11 protein-coding genes are annotated in these 17,554 nt (G+C 76.1%); 10 read left to right on the top strand and 1 reads right to left on the bottom strand.

The features are described 5' to 3' along the window. The first annotated feature begins 13 nt into the window (after positions 1-13). The 6 genes from ACI79X_RS15610 (at position 14) to ACI79X_RS15585 (ending at position 8,633) form a co-directional block, all read left to right on the top strand. Positions 14-1,234, top strand: a complete 1,221-nt coding sequence (locus tag ACI79X_RS15610) for a glutamate--cysteine ligase (protein WP_457026328.1) — start codon at positions 14-16, stop codon at positions 1,232-1,234. Next, positions 1,231-2,490: an amidohydrolase gene (locus tag ACI79X_RS15605; RefSeq protein WP_457026327.1), complete on the top strand. Its 1,260-nt coding sequence runs from the start codon at positions 1,231-1,233 to the stop codon at positions 2,488-2,490. Before ACI79X_RS15610 ends, ACI79X_RS15605 begins: the two co-directional genes overlap by 4 nt. 29 nt (positions 2,491-2,519) lie before the next feature. Then, positions 2,520-4,391 carry a methylmalonyl-CoA mutase subunit beta gene (locus tag ACI79X_RS15600; protein ID WP_457026326.1) on the top strand — a complete coding sequence of 624 codons (1,872 nt, stop codon included), beginning with the start codon at positions 2,520-2,522 and terminating at the stop codon, positions 4,389-4,391. Next, on the top strand, positions 4,388-6,595 hold the full coding sequence (scpA, locus tag ACI79X_RS15595) for a methylmalonyl-CoA mutase (RefSeq protein WP_457026325.1): 2,208 nt from the start codon (positions 4,388-4,390) through the stop codon (positions 6,593-6,595). Before ACI79X_RS15600 ends, scpA begins: the two co-directional genes overlap by 4 nt. Beyond that, a complete protein-coding gene (meaB, locus tag ACI79X_RS15590) occupies positions 6,595-7,575 on the top strand; it encodes a methylmalonyl Co-A mutase-associated GTPase MeaB (protein WP_457026324.1) in 981 nt (326 codons plus the stop codon). The genes scpA and meaB overlap by 1 nt, the downstream gene beginning before the upstream one ends. A 158-nt stretch (positions 7,576-7,733) precedes the next feature. Beyond that, a complete protein-coding gene (locus ACI79X_RS15585; protein ID WP_457026323.1) occupies positions 7,734-8,633 on the top strand; it encodes a hypothetical protein in 900 nt (299 codons plus the stop codon). A gap of 121 nt (positions 8,634-8,754) precedes the next feature. Here the strand turns inward: ACI79X_RS15585 and ACI79X_RS15580 are convergent, their stop codons facing one another. Further along, on the bottom strand, positions 8,755-9,213 hold the full coding sequence (locus ACI79X_RS15580; protein WP_073421500.1) for a gamma-glutamylcyclotransferase family protein: 459 nt from the start codon (positions 9,211-9,213) through the stop codon (positions 8,755-8,757). A gap of 119 nt (positions 9,214-9,332) precedes the next feature. On the opposite strand from ACI79X_RS15580, the gene ACI79X_RS15575 reads away from it, so the two are divergent. From ACI79X_RS15575 to ACI79X_RS15560, 4 genes are all read left to right on the top strand, one after another. Beyond that, entirely contained in the window at positions 9,333-10,739 is a 1,407-nt protein-coding gene (locus tag ACI79X_RS15575; protein ID WP_457026322.1) for an NAD(P)H-quinone dehydrogenase, read from the top strand. Between the two features lie 104 nt (positions 10,740-10,843). Further along, a complete protein-coding gene (locus ACI79X_RS15570; protein ID WP_457026321.1) occupies positions 10,844-12,520 on the top strand; it encodes a reprolysin-like metallopeptidase in 1,677 nt (558 codons plus the stop codon). Between the two features lie 98 nt (positions 12,521-12,618). Beyond that, positions 12,619-15,474: a reprolysin-like metallopeptidase gene (locus tag ACI79X_RS15565; protein ID WP_457026320.1), complete on the top strand. Its 2,856-nt coding sequence runs from the start codon at positions 12,619-12,621 to the stop codon at positions 15,472-15,474. Between the two features lie 87 nt (positions 15,475-15,561). Further along, positions 15,562-17,554, top strand: a 1,993-nt coding sequence (locus tag ACI79X_RS15560; protein WP_457026319.1) for a S8 family serine peptidase, incomplete at its 3' end; no start/stop codon positions are given.

Here is a 17,554-nt window from a genome sequence, read left to right as displayed (position 1 = left end):
CTATCCTCATCGCGTGCAGATCCCGTTCTCCTCCTCCGAGCGCGCCAGCCTGGGCGTCGAGTGGGAGCTGCAGCTCGTCGACCGCGGGACCCGGGAGCTCACCGCCGGGGCGACGGAGATCCTCGAGGAGATCCGCCCCGACGGCGCCGAGGAGCACCCGAAGGCCAAGCACGAGCTGCTGCAGTCGACCGTCGAGGTGATCACCGGCGTCTGCACCACCGTCGAGGAGGCCACCGCCGACCTCGCCGCCACCGTCGCCGAGGTGGCCGCCGCCGCCGACCGGCGCGGGCTGGGGCTCCTGTGCGCCGGCACCCACCCGTTCACCGACTGGCAGACCCAGCTCATCTCGCCGAAGGAGCGCTACCTGCAGCTCGTCGAGCGGATGCAGTGGCTGGCCCGGCGGCTGCAGATCTTCGGCGTCCACGTGCACGTCGGCGTCCGCTCGCCGGACAAGGCCATGCCGATCGTCAACGCGCTCACCCAGTACGTGCCGCACTTCCTGGCACTGTCGGCGTCCTCGCCGTTCTGGGTCGGCTGCGACACGGGCCTGGCCTCGGCACGCAGCAAGGTGTTCGAGGGCATGCCCACCGCCGGGCTCCCCACCCAGCTGCCGGACTGGGCCGGCTTCGAGACCTACATGGAGACCCTGATCTCCACCGGCTCCATCGAGAGCGTCCGCGAGGTGTGGTGGGACATCCGCCCGCACCCCGGCTTCGGCACCGTCGAGCTGCGCATCTGCGACGGCCTGCCCACGCTCGAGGAGATCGGGGTGGTGGCGGCGCTGTCGCAGTGCCTGGTCGAGCAGTTCGACGGCCAGCTCGACCGCGGCTACACGCTGCCCACCCCGCCGAGCTGGGTGCTCAAGGAGAACAAGTGGCGGGCGGCCCGCTGGGGGCTGGACGCCGACGTCGTCGTCGACGAGAAGGGCACCGTGCGGCCGGTCCGGCAGGCGCTGCTCGACCTCGCCGAGGACCTCGAGCCGACCGCGCGCCGGCTCGGCTGCGAGGCCGAGCTCGCCGGCGTCGAGCGGGTGCTGGCCGTGGGCGCCTCCTACCAGCGGCAGCGGGCCGCGGCACTGTCCGCCGACGGCGACCTGCGCGCCGTCGTCGACCTGCTGCTGGCCGAGCGCGAGAACGGGCTGCCCACCTCCGGCCCGGCGTCCGGCCCCGGCGGCCCGGCCACCGACGGTCCCGTCCCCGGCCCGGCGGCGTGCGCCGGCGGGCACGCCGCATGACGCGGACCCCCGAGGAGCTGGCCGCCGGGCTCGACGCGTGGGTGGCCGACCGCACCGACTCCCTGGTCGGCGTGCGCCGTCACCTGCACATGCACCCCGAGCTCGCGTTCGCCGAGGTGGAGACGACGGCGTTCCTCGAGCAGCGGCTCGCCGGGGCCGGACTCGCGCCGCGCCGGCTGCCCAGCGGCACGGGGCTGGTGGTCGAGGTCGGGTCCGGCGACCCCACGGTGGTGCTGCGCGCCGACATCGACGCGCTGCCGCTGGCCGACCTCAAGGACGTGCCGTACGCCTCCACCCGCGAGGGCATGTGCCACGCCTGCGGCCACGACGTGCACACCACGGTGCTCCTCGGCACGACGCTCGCGCTCGCCGCGCTGGACGACCTGCCGGGCCGGGTGCGCTGCGTGTTCCAGCCGGCCGAGGAGACCGTCCCCGGCGGTGCGACGCACGTGGTGGCGGCCGGCGTCCTCGACGGCGCGTCCCGGGCGTTCGCGCTGCACTGCGACCCGGCGATCCCGGTGGGCACGGTGGGTCTGCGCACCGGCTCGATCACCGCCGCCTGCGACCGCATCGACGTCACGCTCACCGGCCCCGGCGGGCACACCGCCCGCCCGCAGCTGACCGTGGACCTGGTCGACGCCCTGGGCCGGCTGGTCACCGGGCTGCCCGGGCTGCTGTCGCGCAAGGTCGACCCGCGGGCCGGGTTCTCGCTGGTCTGGGGCGCGGTGAACGCCGGGGTGGCGGCCAACGCCATCCCGCAGCGGGGCACCCTGCGCGGCACCGTGCGGGTGCTCGACCGCGACGAGTGGCAGCGCGCCGAGAAGCTGCTGCGCGGGCTGGTCGAGCAGGTGGTGGCGCCCACCGGCGCCGGTGTCGAGGTGGAGTACGTGCCCGGCGTGCCGCCGGTGGTCAACGACCCGCGGGCCGTGGCGCTGCTGCGCGCCGCGGCGCTGCAGACCGTCGGCGCGGAGAACCTGCGCCAGTCGCCGCAGAGCATGGGCGGGGAGGACTTCGGCTGGTTCGCCGACGTCCTGCCGATCGCGCTGGCGCGACTGGGCACGCACGGCGGCGGGGCCCCGCTGGACCTGCACCGGGGCACCTTCGACGTCGACGAGCGGGCCATCGGGGTCGGGATCCGGCTCATGGTGCGCACCGCGCTGCACGCCCTCACCGCCGCCGCCGGGACGTCGGGCTCGGCTGCCGGTGCGCCCGGCCCGGGCCACCCCGCGCGTCCGCACTCCCGGGAGCGCCGGTAGAACACTCCTCGACTGGGAGGAGTTCGACGATGAGCGCCACCGAGACGGCGACGCCCGGCGAGGACGAGGTCCCCGCGGAGCACGCGGTCCCCGACGAGCTGTCCCTCGCCGGCGGGTTCGCCCCCGCCGACCGCGGCGCCTGGCGCGAGCTGGTGGCCGGCGTCCTGCGCAAGGCCGGCCGGGAGGAACTGCCCGACCCGGTCGAGGACGCGCTGCGCCGCACGGTGGCCACCGGGGTGCAGGTCGCGCCGCTCTACGACGCCGACGACGCCGGCGACCTCCCGACGGCGGTCGGCGTGCCCGGCCTGCCGCCGTTCGTCCGCGGCGCCCGCGCGGGCTCCGCGCCCGACAGCGGGGTGCCGGCCGGCTGGGACGTCCGGCAGCGGCACGCGCACCCCGACGTGGCGACGACCCGCGAGGCGATCGCCGCCGACCTGGAGAACGGCGTCACCTCGCTGTGGCTGCAGCTCGGCGAGGGCGCGGTGCCCGTGGACGCCCTCGGCGACGTGCTCGCCGACGTCTACCTCGACCTCGCGCCGGTCGCGGTGTCGGGCGGGGTGCCGGCCGCCGAGGCGCTGCTGGCCCTGGTCGGCGACCGCACCGATCTCGCCCCCGGCGGCTCGCTCGGCCTCGATCCGCTCGGCGTGCACGCCGCCTCGGGGGAGGAGCAGGACCTCTCCGGCCTGGCCGCCCTCGCCCGCCGCGCGCCGGCCGGCTGGCGCACCGTCGTCGTCGACGCCACCGTCTTCGCCGACGCCGGAGCCACCGCCGTCGAGGAGCTCGGCTGCTCGCTGGCCGCCGGGGTGGCCTACCTGCGGGCGCTCACCGACGGCGGGCTCCCGGTGGACGAGGCCTTCGCCGCGCTGGAGTTCCGCTACTCCGCGTCGGCCGACCAGTTCACGACGATCGCCGCCCTGCGCGCCGCCCGCCGGCTGTGGGACCGGGTGGGCGAGGTGAGCGGCGCCTCCGAGGGCGCCCGTGCGCAGCGGCAGCACGCGGTCACGTCGTCGGTGATGACGACCAGGCGCGACCCGTGGGTGAACATGCTGCGCACCACGGTCGCCTGCTTCGCGGCCGGCGTGGGCGGGGCCGACGTCGTCACGGTGCAGCCGTTCGACGCCGCGCTCGGCCTGCCCGACGCGTTCTCCCGGCGGATCGCGCGCAACACCCAGAGCCTGCTGGTCGAGGAGGGGCACCTCGCCCGCGTGCTCGACCCGGCCGGCGGCTCCTGGTACGTCGAGTCGCTCACCGAGGGCCTCGCGCAGGCGGCCTGGGCCTGGTTCACCGAGATCGAGCGGGCCGGCGGGCTGGCCGCGGCGCTCACCTCCGGCCTGGTGCGCGACCGGCTGGCCGCCGCGTGGGACGCCCGCGCGCAGCGCCTGGCGACGCGGACCGACGCCATCACCGGCGTCAGCGAGTTCCCCGACCTGACCGAGAAGCTGCCGCAGCGGCAGCCGGCGGCCGACCTGCACCCGACCGGCGGGCTGCCCCGGGTGCGCGCCGCGCAGGAGTACGAGGAGCTGCGCGACCGCGCCGACGCTGCGCCGTCGCGGCCCCGCGTCTACCTGGCCACGCTCGGCCCGATCGCCCGGCACATCGCCCGGGCCACGTTCGCGGCCAACCTGTTCCAGGCCGGCGGCGTGGAGACCCCCGCGGCCGACGGCGCGTCGGGCCTCGCCGACGCCGGGACGACCGTGGCCTGCATCTGCGGCACCGACGCCGACTACGCCGAGTCCGCGGCCGCGCTGGCCGCCGAGCTGCGGGCCGCCGGAGCGACGTCCGTCTGGCTGGCGGGCAGGCCCTCGCCCGGGGTGGACGGCGTCGACGGGTACGTGTACGCCGGGTGTGACGCGCTGGCCGCCCTCCGGACGGTCCACGAGCAGCTGGGAGTCAAGGCATGAGTGCGATCCCCGACTTCGGCGGCGTCGAGCTGGGCCGCCCGGCCGCGCACGCCGGCGCCGACGACTGGGCCAAGGCCTTCGAGGAGACCACCGGGCGCGGCGTGGAGGAGGCGACCTGGGAGACCCCCGAGGGCATCGCCGTCCCGCCGCTGGCCACCCCGGCCGACCTCGCCGGGCTGGACTTCCTCCGCACCTACCCCGGCCTGCCGCCCTACCTGCGCGGGCCCTACCCGACGATGTACACGACCCAGCCGTGGACGGTCCGCCAGTACGCGGGCTTCTCCACCGCGGCGGAGTCCAACGCCTTCTACCGGCGCAACCTCGCCGCCGGGCAGAAGGGCCTGTCGGTGGCCTTCGACCTGCCCACCCACCGCGGCTACGACTCCGACCACCCGCGCGTCGTCGGCGACGTCGGCATGGCCGGGGTGGCGATCGACTCGATCCTGGACATGCGGCAGTTGTTCGACGGCATCCCGCTGGACCGGATGAGCGTCTCGATGACCATGAACGGCGCGGTGCTGCCGGTCCTGGCGCTCTACGTCCTCGCCGCCGAGGAGCAGGGGGTGAGGCCGGACCAGCTCACGGGGACCATCCAGAACGACATCCTCAAGGAGTTCATGGTCCGCAACACCTACATCTACCCGCCGAAGCCGTCGATGCAGATCATCAGCGACATCTTCGCCTTCACCTCGGCGGAGATGCCCCGCTTCAACTCGATCTCCATCTCCGGCTACCACATCCAGGAGGCCGGGGCGACGGCCGACCTGGAGCTGGCCTACACCCTCGCCGACGGTGTCGAGTACCTCGACGCCGGCAAGGCCGCGGGCCTGGACATCGACGCGTTCGCGCCACGGCTGAGCTTCTTCTGGGCCATCGGCATGAACTTCTTCATGGAGGTCGCCAAGCTCCGCGCCGGGCGGCTGCTGTGGGCCCGCCTGGTGAAGGAGGCCGGCGCGCAGAAGGACAAGTCGCTGTCGCTGCGCACCCACTCGCAGACCTCGGGCTGGTCGCTGACCGCGCAGGACGTCTACAACAACGTCGTCCGCACCTGCCTGGAGGCCATGGCCGCCACCCAGGGGCACACCCAGTCGCTGCACACCAACGCCCTCGACGAGGCGCTGGCGCTGCCCACCGACTTCTCCGCGCGGATCGCCCGCAACACCCAGCTGCTGCTGCAGCAGGAGTCGGGGACGACGCGGGTCATCGACCCGTGGGGCGGCTCGGCGTACGTGGAGAAGCTGACCTACGACCTGGCCCGCCGCGCCTGGGCGCACATCCAGGAGGTCACCGAGCACGGCGGCATGGCGCAGGCCATCGACGACGGCATCCCGAAGCTGCGCATCGAGGAGGCCGCCGCCCGCACCCAGGCGCGCATCGACTCCGGCCGCCAGCCGGTGATCGGCGTCAACAAGTACCGGGTCGAGGCCGACGAGGCGATCGAGGTGCTGCGCGTCGACAACGCCGAGGTGCTCGCCCAGCAGAAGGCCAAGCTCGACGAGCTGCGGGCCTCCCGGGACGCCGGGGCGGTGGCCGACGCGCTGCGCCGGCTCACCGACGCCGCCCGCGCCGCGGCCGAGGGACGGCGGGGACGCGACCTCGGCGACAACCTGCTCAAGCTCGCGGTCGACGCCGCGCGGGCCAAGGCGACCGTCGGGGAGATCTCCGACGCGCTCGAGGAGGTCTACGGGCGGCACGCCGGCCAGGTGCGCACCATCTCCGGTGTGTACCGCGACGAGGCAGGCAGCTCCGGGCCGGTCGAGGAGACCCGCCGGATGACCGAGGCGTTCGAGGAGGCCGAGGGACGGCGCCCCCGCATCCTGGTCGCCAAGATGGGCCAGGACGGCCACGACCGCGGGCAGAAGGTCATCGCCACGGCGTTCGCCGACCTGGGTTTCGACGTCGACGTCGGCCCGCTGTTCCAGACGCCGGAGGAGGTGGCCCGGCAGGCGGTCGAGGCCGACGTGCACGTCGTCGGCGTCTCGTCGCTGGCCGCGGGCCACCTGACGCTGGTGCCGGCGCTGCGCGACGCGCTGGCCGAGCTCGGTGCCGACGACGTCCTCGTCGTGGTCGGCGGGGTGATCCCGCCCGACGACGTGCCGCGGCTGGTGGAGATGGGCGCGGCCGCGGTGTTCCCGCCGGGCACGGTCATCGCCGAGGCGGCGCAGGAGCTGCTGCGGACGCTGTCCTCCCGTCTCGGCCACTGATGGCGGCTCCGGACGTCCCGGCGCTCGTCGAGGGGGTGCTAGGCGGCGACCGCCGGTCGCTGGCGCGGGCGATCACGCTGGTCGAGTCACGCCGCGCCGACCACCGCGAGCGGGCGCAGGAGCTGCTGGTCGAGCTGCTGCCGCACGCGGGGGACGCCCGGCGGGTGGGCATCTCCGGGGTGCCCGGGGTGGGCAAGTCGACGTTCATCGACCAGCTCGGCGTCGACCTCACCGGCGCCGGGCACCGGGTGGCGGTGCTGGCGGTCGACCCGTCGTCGGCGCGGTCGGGCGGGTCGATCCTCGGCGACAAGACCCGCATGGCGCGCCTGGCCGTCGACCGCAACGCCTTCATCCGGCCGGCGCCCACCGCGGGGACGCTGGGCGGGGTCGCGCAGGCGACGCGGGAGTCGATGGTCGTCGTCGAGGCGGCCGGCTACGACGTCGTGCTGGTGGAGACGGTCGGCGTCGGGCAGTCGGAGGTCACCGTCGCGGAGATGGTCGACTCCTTCCTGTTCCTCACGCTGGCCCGCACCGGCGACCAGTTGCAGGGCATCAAGCGCGGCATCCTCGAGCTCGCCGACGTCATCGCCGTGAACAAGGCCGACGGGCCCGCCGCCGGGGACGCGCGCAAGGCCGCCCGCGAGCTGGCCGGGGCGATCCGGATGCTGCGCGGGCACTCCGAGTGGGACGTGCCGGTGCTGACCTGCGCCGGGCTGACCGGCGAGGGCCTGGCCGAGGTGTGGGCCAAGCTGGTCGAGCACCAGGACCGGGCGCGGGCGTCGGGCGCCTTCGACGAGCGGCGCCGCGCGCAGCAGGTGCGCTGGACCTGGCAGCTGGTGCGCGACGGGCTCGAGCACCGGCTGCGGGCGCACCCCGCCGTGCGGTCGCTGGCGCCGGAGCTGGAGAAGTCGGTGCTGGCCGGCGAACTCACCCCCGCCCTGGCCGCCCGCCGGCTGCTGGAGACCTTCCTCGGCTCCTGACTTCCCCGCGATCATGGAGCGCCGGTGGCGACACGCCGCCGACTCCCGGTGTGTCGCCACCGCGACTCCATGATCGCCGCGGGTCCACAGGTGGGCCGGCGTCCACAGTGGGTCCGCGAGGGCGCTCGACGAGCACCAGCGGACCCAGGGTCCCGCCCGTGGACTTCGCGCTGTACCGGACGATCGCGCGCCAGGGCGGCGTCTTCACCGTCACCCAGGCCAGCGAGCGACTGACCGAGTGGGAGATCCGGCGGCTGGTCGCCACCGGGCGCCGGCGGCGGACCCGCTGGCGCGGCGTGCTGGCCGACGCCGAGCTGCCGGACTCCCTCGGGCAGCAGGTGCGCGCCGCGGCGCTCGTCGTCGGCCCCGACCTCGTCGCCTGCCACTCCACCGCGGCGGCGCTGTGGGGGTTCGACGTCCTCGGCGGCGACACGGTGCACTTCCTCGGTCCGCCGTCCGTGGCGAACCGGAGCCGGCCGGGCATCCGGGTGCACCCGTCGGTCCTCGGCACGGACGACGCCGTCCTCGTCGACGGCGTCTGGTGCACCCCGCCGGCGCGGACGGCCTGCGACGTCGTGCGCGGCACCGCGCCGATCGACGGGCTGGCCACGCTCGACGCCGCCTTGGGCACGAGGGAGTGCACCCGGGCGGACCTCGCCGTGGAGGTCGAGAGGCAGCGCGGGCTCCGCGAGGTCGTCCGGCTGCGGCGGCTGGTGCCGCACGCGAACGGGGGAGCCGACTCGCCGATGGAGTCGCGGATGCGCTGGCGCTTCATCGACGGCGGCCTACCGGCGCCCGACGTCCAGGTGCGCGTCCTCGGCGACGGGCGGAGCTGGTATCTCGACACCGGCTGGCGGGAGCAGCGGGTGGCGGCGGAGTTCGACGGCCACGAGGCGCACATGACGCCGCAGCAGCTGCGGGACGACCGGCGTCGGCACAACTGGCTCACCGAGCACCGGTGGACGCTGCTGCACGTGACCGCCGCCGACGTCTACCGCGACCACCGGCGGATGGTCGCCGAGGTGGCGCGGGCTCTCCGGCTGCCCTCCCGGCGGTGATCATGGAGTACCGGTGGCGACACACGGGACGACGGTGGCGTGTCGCCACCGCAGCTCCGTGATCGCGGGCCAGTGGTGCCGGAGGAGGGGTGTGGGCGGTGCGCGGCGCGGGGACGTCGGGTCAGAAGGCGGAGCGGCACTCGCGGGCGCGGAGCTCGGCGAGGTAGTCGGCCGGGGCGCCGGCGGCCTCGGCGGCGTCGGCGATCGCGCCCAGGTGCCGCGCCGAGGGCAGCCCGCCCTCGAAGGCGTCCAGCGCGTAGACGTAGGCGACGACGTCGCCGCCCAGGGTGTGCACCCGCAGGTTCAGCTTCCGGTAGAGCCCGCGGTCGGCGCCCTCCCACGCGTCGAGCTCGCGCTCGTCGGCGGGCGTGAGGTCGTAGAGCGCGACGAAGACGCCGGGCGCCTCGCGGTCCTCTGCCGGGACGAGCGTCGCCAGCGCGCCCTCCCAGCCGTACTCCTCGCCGCCGAAGGCGAGCCGCCAGCCGCGGATCCAGCCGGTGCCCACGTGCGGCGAGGACGGGCAGCGGCGCAGCATCTGCTCGGGGTCCATGTTGGACCCGTACGCGGCGTAGAGACCCATCGCCGCCCGAGCCTACGGGCGGTGTGGCCAGTCCGACCCGTGAGTCTGCCGACACGGACGGTCCCGGCTGGGAGGATGTGGGGGAGCACCCCCCCCGTTCCGCGACGCAGGAGACCCGCATGACCCGCATCGTCATCATCGGTGGCGGCCCGGCCGGCTACGAGGCCGCGCTGGTGGCCGCCTCGCTCGGTGCGCAGGTCACCGTCGTCGAACGCGACGGCCTCGGTGGGGCGAGCGTGCTCACCGACTGCGTCCCGTCGAAGACGCTGATCGCCGCCGCCGGCACGATGACGTCGGTCCGCGACTCGTCGGTCCTCGGCCTGCGCGGCGCCGACCTGGCCACCGTCGGCCTCGACCTCGCCACCGTCAACGCCCGCGTGAAGGGCCTGGCCGTCGCGCAGTCGGCCGACATCCACGCCCGGCTCGAGGCCGAGGGCGTGCGCCTGCTCTCCGGGCAGGGCCGGCTCGCCGACGAGGCCCGCGGGCTGATCGAGCACCGCGTCGAGGTCCTCGGCCCCGACGGCGGGGTGCGCGAGACGCTCGAGTGCGACGTCGTCCTCATCGCCACGGGTGCCGACCCGCGCGTGCTGCCCGGCAGCGAGCCCGACGGCGAGCGGATCCTCGACTGGCGCCAGCTCTACGACCTCGCCGAGCTGCCGGAGCACCTGGTCGTCGTGGGCTCCGGCGTCACCGGCGCCGAGTTCGCCTCGGGCTACCTCGAGGCGGGCGTGCCGGTCACCCTCGTCTCCTCCCGCGACCAGGTGCTGCCCGGCGAGGACGCCGACGCCGCCGACGTCATCGCCGAGGTCTTCCAGGCCCGCGGCGGGCGGATCGCCGAGCGCGGCCGCGCCGCCAGCGTCACCCGCACCGAGAAGGGCGTGCTGGTCGAGCTCACCGACGGGCGCACCGTCGAGGGCTCGCACGCGCTGATGACCGTGGGCACCGTGCCGAACACCGCCGGGCTGAACCTGGAGGCGTGCGGCGTCGAGCTGCGCGAGTCCGGCCACGTCGTCGTCGACCGGGTGTCGCGCACCAACGTCCCCGGCGTCTACGCGGCCGGCGACGTCACCGGCGTCTTCCAGCTGGCCAGCGTCGCGGCCATGCAGGGCCGCATCGCCATGTGGCACGCGCTCGGCGAGGCCGTGCAGCCGATCCGGCTCAAGACCGTGTCGGCGAACGTCTTCACCCACCCGGAGATCGCCACCGTCGGCGTCCAGGAGAAGACGCTCCCCGAGGGCCACGACCTCGACGTCGTCCGGCTGCCGCTGGCCACCAACGCGCGGGCCAAGATGAGCGACCTGCACGCCGGGTTCGTGAAGCTCTTCGCCCGCAAGGCCACCGGCGTCGTCGTCGGCGGCGTGGTCGTGTCGCCGGGCGCGAGCGAGCTGATCCTGCCGATCGCGCTCGCCGTCACCAAGGGCCTGACCGTCAGCGACCTGGCGCAGACCTTCGCCATCTACCCGTCGCTGTCGGGCTCGATCACCGAGGCGGGCCGGAGGCTGATGGGGGCCGACGCGCTGGCGTGACCGGTGTGACGCCGGGGGCTCCCGGGACGGGGCCTCCGGGACCGGTGTGACGGACGGGTCCCCGATGGTGCGGCTGGGACGCCGCACCGCCGATGCCGGGAGCGATGCACGCCTCCCGAGCACTGCGGACCCTGGCCCTCGCCGGCATGGCGGTCGCCGTCTGCGCCGGCCCCGCGGCCGTCGCGCGGGCCGACGCCGGGACCACCGTGGTCGGCGAGCTGGTGCAGGCGTGGCCGGAGACGTCGCTGGAGGGCCAGCACGCGGGGGAGTCGCACGAGGAGCCGCTGACCTTCGTCGAGGGCGCCGACGGCACGTCGGTCCGCATCCCGACCGAGGCGGCCGCGGGCCTCGACGTCGGCTCGACGGTCGAGGTGACGGTCGGCGGCGCCACCGACGACGAGGCCGGCGAGCACGGCTACGCCCCGGCGCGCGAGGTCCTCGGCGCCGAGGTCCTCCAGACGCCCCGGCCGGCGACCACCGTGCCGGCCGGCTCGGTCACCAACCAGGTCACCGTCGTGATGGTGGCCCCCGCGGGCGGCACCCCCGACGGCACCGCGCTCGCCGACGTCGTCGACACCGTCAACACCGGCGTCGCGTCCTTCTGGGCCGAGCAGACCGGCGGCGCGGTCAGCGTCGGCGTCACCGCCGCGCACGACTGGATCACCACCGCCGCCGGCTGCGCCGACCCGACCGCCCTGTGGGACGAGGCCGCCGCCCGCGTCGGGTTCGTGCCCGGCCCGGGGAAGCACCTGCTGCTCTACGTGACCAGCCGCCCGCAGGACCTGCCCGGCTGCTCCTACGCGCTGGGCCAGGTCGGCACCGGCACGACGTCGGGCGGGCGGCTCTACGTCCGCGACGACCTCCCCTCGCTCGTCGCCCACGAGCTCGGCCACAACTTCGGCCTCGGCCACTCCAGCGGCCTGCAGTGCGACGGCACGGTGGAGGCGGCCGTCGAGACCGGCACCTGCCGCACCGCCGCCTACCGCGACTTCTACGACGTCATGGGCGTCTCCTGGGACCGCGTCGGCAGCCTCACCGCCGCCCAGGCCCAGCGGCTCGGCGTGCTCCCCGCCGCGGCCACCCAGGTCGCGGGCACCGGCACGACGACGGCCACGCTGGCCCCGCTCGGCGCCGGCACGGGCACCCGCGTGCTGCGCATGTCCACCGCCGCCGGCACCGACTACTGGCTCGAGTACCGCACCGCCACCGGCCGGGACGAGTGGCTCGCCACCGACAACCGCTACCGCCTGGACAGCGGCGTGCTGCTGCACCGCTCCGGTGCGCTGCCCGACACCTCGCTGCTGCTCGACGGCAGCCCCTCGGCCGCCGCGGGCTGGGAGGCCGACCTGCAGACGGCGCTGCGCCCGGGCGTGCCCGTCGTCGTCGCCGGCGGGGAGCTCACCGTCACCGTCGGGGCGACCACGCCGGCCGGCGCGACCGTCACCGTCGTCCGCACGCCCGTGGCGGCCACGGCCCCGCCGGCCGCGCCCGCCCCGGCGCCGTCGGTCCTGCCCGGGAACGGCGCCGCCGCCCCGGCCCCGGCGCCCGCCGCTGCCGACCCCGTGCCCGTGACCGCCCCGGCCGCCGTCGCGCCGGCTCCGGTCGAGCCGGGCGCGGAGGTCCGGGCGGCGACCGTCGCGGCTCCGGTCGAGGCGGCCGCCACCGAGCCCGCCGGCTCTCCCTGGACCACCCCGGCGGTGGCCGCCGGCGCGGTCGCGGGCCTCGGCGGCGCGGCGCTGGCCACCCGCCGGGTCCTGCCCCGCCTCCGTTCCCGCGGCTGACCGCGACCTCCTCCTCGCGAGGGGTCCAGTACCGGCCCCGACACGCCGATGACGAGTCGGGGAGGGCCGACCCGCGGCCTCCTGACCTGGAGAGACACGTGCACCTCGCAGTCCGGCCGCGCTCCCCGCGGCTGCTCGTGCTGGCGGCGGCCGCCGCCGTGCTGTCGCCGCTGGCCCTCGCCCTGCCCACGGCCGGCGCCGCGCCGCAGGAGACCGTCGTCGGCGAGCTCGTGCAGGGCTACGCCGACCCCGGGCCGGACGCGGCGCACGAGGACGACGCCGGCAGCGGCCTGTTGAGCTGGGTGCAGACCGACGACGGCGAGGCCGTGCGCGTGCCCACCGAGGACGTCGCCGCCGTGGACAACGGCGCGACGGTCGAGGTGACCCTCGGCGGCACCGTCCGCGACGAGGCCGCGGCCGACGGCCTGGAGCCCGCACGCGACGTGCTGGCCGCCGAGCAGGTGGCCGCGGCCGAGGCGCCGGCGACCGCGCCGGCCGTCGGCCCGGTCAACCACCGGGTCACCGTCGTCATGCTGCAGCCCCGCGGAGTGGCCCGGGACGCCCGCACGCTCGACGACGTCGTGCGGGCGGTGAACGGCCCGGTGGCCGACTTCTGGGAGCAGCAGACCCGCAACCAGGTGACCTTCGGCGTCGTCAAGGGCGTCGACTGGGGCGCGGAGGCCACCGTCGGCTGCGACAAGCCCTTCGAGTTGTGGGCGCAGGCCGCCCAGCGGGCCGGCTGGACCGGCGCCGCCGGGGACCACCTGCTCGTCTACGTGCCCGCCAGCTCGCCCGGCTGTGCCTACGGCCTCGGCACGGTCGGCCGCAGCCTGCACGGCGGCGGCCTGGCCTACGTGCGCGCCACCGCCACCTCGGTGATCGCCCACGAGTTCGGCCACAACCTGGGGCTCGGCCACAGCTCCGAGGTGCAGTGCGACGGCACCGTCGACTCCGGTGCCTGCGAGACCGCGCCCTACATGGACCTCTACGACGTCATGGGCATCTCGTGGGAGGAGGTCGGCACCCTCAACACGGTGCAGGCCGCCGAGCTCGGCGTCCTCGGCCCCGACGACGCCGCCGTCGTCTCCACCGCCACGGGCCCGGCCGACGTCACCCTGGTGCCGGTCTCGGCCGGTGCGCTGCCCCCGGGCACCCGCCGCGCCGTCGACATGGCCGACGCCGACGGCGTCACGCACTACTGGCTGGAGTACCGCCAGGCCAGCGGGCAGGACGCCTGGCTGGGGAGTGGCCGCAACCGCTACGGCCTGCAGCAGGGCGTCGTCCTGCGCCGGTCGGTGGTGTCCGACTCCGACAGCTCGCTGCTGCTGGACGCCACGCCGTCGGCGCGGGCGAACTGGAGCCGCGACCTGGCCGTGGTCCTGCCGGTGGACACGCCGGTGCGCTTCGCCGGCGGCCGGTTCACCGTGACGGTCACCAGCGTCACCGCCGGGCAGGCCGTGCTCCGCGTGGTGCCGGCCACCCCGACGGTCGCCGTCCACTCGCTGGCCGGCGGGGACAGCGGCCCGCAGGGCACGCTGGTGGAGGCCGAGACCTGCGACGCCGCCAAGCGCTGCACCGCCCGCTACCAGAACGCCCGCGTCTTCTGGTCGCCGACGACTGGCGGCCGCTCGGTGGCCGCGCCGGAGCTCGCCGCGTGGGAGCGCGAGTCGGCCGCCCTGCGCTTCCCGACCACCGACCGCACCTGCGGCCTGCGCGAGAGCGGCTGCTACCAGGGCTTCGAGGGTGGCGGGGTCTACACCACCCCGGGCACCGGCACGCACGCCGTCGCGGGGGACCGCTACGCGCGCTGGGCCGCCAGCGGCTGGGAGTTCGGCTCGCTGGGCTACCCGGTCACCGACGCGGGCTGCGGCCTGGTCGACGGCGGCTGCTACCAGCACTTCCAGCGCGGCACCCTGATGACCGGCCCGGCCGGCACCTGGGCGCTGTCCGGGGGCCTGCGCGACGGCTGGTTCGCCTCCGGCTCCGAGACCGGCTTCCTCGGCTACCCGACGGCGGCCGCGGTGTGCGGGCTGCGCAACGGCGGCTGCTTCCAGCCGTTCCAGGGCGGGCCGCTGTACTGGTCCGCCGCGAGCGGCGCGCACGCGGTGCTCCCGCCGGTGTGGGACCGTTGGGCCGCGTCGGGCTGGGAGTTCGGCTCGCTCGGCTACCCGACCAGCGACATGGGCTGCGAGCTCGCCGACGACGGCTGCTACCAGCACTTCCAGGGCGGCACGGTCATGTGGAGCCCCGACAGCGGGGCCTGGGCCGTCTCCGGCGGGCTGCGCGACGGCTGGTTCGCCAACGGGTCGGAGGCCGGCTTCCTCGGCTACCCGACGGCGGCCGCGGTGTGCGGGCTGCGCAACGGCGGCTGCTTCCAGCCGTTCCAGGGCGGGCCGCTGTACTGGTCCGCCGCGAGCGGCGCGCACGCGGTGCTCCCGCCGGTGTGGGACCGCTGGGCCGCGTCGGGCTGGGAGTTCGGCTCGCTCGGTTACCCCACCAGCGAGACCGGCTGCGGCCTGGCCGGCGGCGGCTGCTACCAGCACTTCGAGCGCGGCACCGTGATGTGGAGCCCGTCGACCGGCGCCCGCGTCCTGTCCGGCCAGATCCGCGACCGCTGGTTCCGCACCGGCGCCGAGGCCGGCCGGCTCGGGTACCCCGTGGAGGAGGCCGTCTGCGGACTGCGCGACGGCGGCTGCCTGCAGCGCTTCACCGGCGGCAGCGTCTACTGGTCGCCGGCGACGTCGGCCTACGAGGTGCCGCAGCCGGTGATGGCCGCCTGGGCCGCCGTCGGCTGGGAGGGCAGCTGGCTCGGCTACCCGATCCTGCCGATGAGCTGCCCGACGGCGGGCACGTGCCAGCAGGCGTTCCGGAACGGGACGATCGAGACGCGGCCGGACGGCACCGCGCGCTACGTCCGCGGCCAGTCGCTGCCGGCCAGTCCGTTCCCGCGCTGAGCGCGCGCCGAGCCCGCGCCGGGCGACTTCCGGAACTCGACTGGTGCCCGAGCCGGTGCTGCCGATGAAGTGATCATGCGGCGTGTCGTGCCCCTGTCCCGGATCGGGGTCGTCTCGGCCCTCCTCGCTGTCGGCGCGGTCGCCGGCGCGCCCCCGGCGCTGGCGGCGGAGGACCAGGCGACCGTCGACGTCCTCCGCGTCGTCGACGGCGAGTACGTGGTGGAGACGGTCGTCGTCCCGGCGCGCAGCGCCGAGGCGACCGCGGACGGCCTGGCCGACGACCCCGGCGTGGTGGCGGCGAGCCCGCAGGTCGTCTACGAGGTCGACGGACAGCCGGACCCGTACTGGGACGAGCAGGACCCGCAGGCCGCGAGCCGCGTCCGGGAGGCGTGGAGCCGGACGCGGGGTGCCGGGCAGATCGTCGCGGTGCTGGACACGGCCGCGGACCTCACCCACGAGGACCTGGCGGGTGCCACCGTCCCCGGCGTCGACATCGCCCGTGGGCCGGGCGACGGCTGGCACGGGCTGGGCGCCGCGGGTGTCGTCGCGGCCCGCGCGGACAACGGCCTGGGCGGCGCCGGGATGGCGCCCGACGCGAAGGTCATGCCGGTGCGGGTGTGCAACGAGAGCGGCTGCTCGTCCGGCGACGTGGCCCGCGGGATCCTCTGGGCCGCCGACCACGGCGCCGACGTCGTCAACATGTCCCTGGCCGGGGCCGGGTGGTCCGACGTCACCGCCGCCGCCGTCCAGTACGCCCTCGACAAGGGCATCTCGGTGGTGGCCTCGGCGGGCAACGACGGGCTCAACGGCAACCCGGTGATGTACCCGGCCGCCAACAGCGGGGTGATCGCGGTGTCCGCCACCACCCCGACGGGGGAGCCTGCGGATTGGGCGGAGCACGGGTGGCAGGTGGACGTCTCGACCGTCGGGGACAGCGTCTTCCTCACGCTGCCGGGGGACGGCTACGGGAACGGGTCGGGGACGTCCTTCTCGGGCCCGGCGGTGGCCGGAGCGGTGGCGCTGCTCCGCAGCAGCCACCCCGGCATCGAGCCGGAGGCCGTGCAGGCCGCGCTGCAGGCCGGCGCGGACAGCAGCGGCGTCTGGGACCGCGGCTACGGGGCCGGCCGGCTCGACGTGCCCGCCGCCCTCGCCGCGGCCGACCGCACCGGCACCTCGGTGACCGTCACGCCGCGGGCGGGCGCGGTCGACGTCAGCTGGGACCCGGTGCCCGGCGCGACCGGCTACACCGTGCGCGTCGACGGGACGGTGCGCGCGACCGTCACCGGGACCTCGGCCTCCGTCTCGGGTCTGATCGACGGGAACCAGGTCGCCGTCGACGTGCAGCCCGCCGGCGGGGAGCGCAGCCGCCCGGTGCTCGCCACCGTCGGCGGCGCCCCGCCGGCCACGCCGGTGCTGCAGTCGGCGGCGGTCCGCGGCACCAGCACCAGCGCGGTCGTGGACCTGACCGCCACGGTCGCCGGCGCCGCGGCCTCCCGGTACTCGATCCTGCGGGACGGGATGAGCATCGGGACGATCACCTTCACCTTCGGCCCCACACCCCGCACGCTGTCGCTGGGGATCGGCGCCATGCCCACCGTGGAGACGCGCTGGCAGCTGCGCGCGATGGGCGACTACGGCCGCAGCTCACCCGCGTCCAACGTCGCGGTCGCCGGCTCCGGAACCCCCGCGCCGCCGTCCGGGATCACCGGCCTGACCGCCCAGACCCGGGACGACGAGGTGCTGCTGACCTGGGACGACCAGGGTCCGGCCCTCACCTACCGGGTGAGCGCGGGCGACGCCGTGGTCGCCACACCGCGCACCGCGGGGGCGGTCGTCCCGGCCCCGGCGCCGGGCTCGTCGCGCACCTACGCGGTGTCCGCCGTCGACGCCTGGGGGCAGAGCGGACCGGCGGCGACCGTGACGGTGGTCGGGCCCACCACGTCCGTGCCCGGTGCGCCGTCGGGGGTGACCGCGGTGGCGGGGAACGGGAGCGCGACGGTGTCGTGGTCGGCGGCGCCGGACGGCGGCAGCCCGGTCACCGGCTACACCGTGACCGCCTCCCCGGGCGGGCGCACGGCCA

Source organism: Geodermatophilus sp. SYSU D01119 (assembly GCF_054049975.1).
This window is presented reverse-complemented; position numbering and strand designations above follow the sequence as displayed.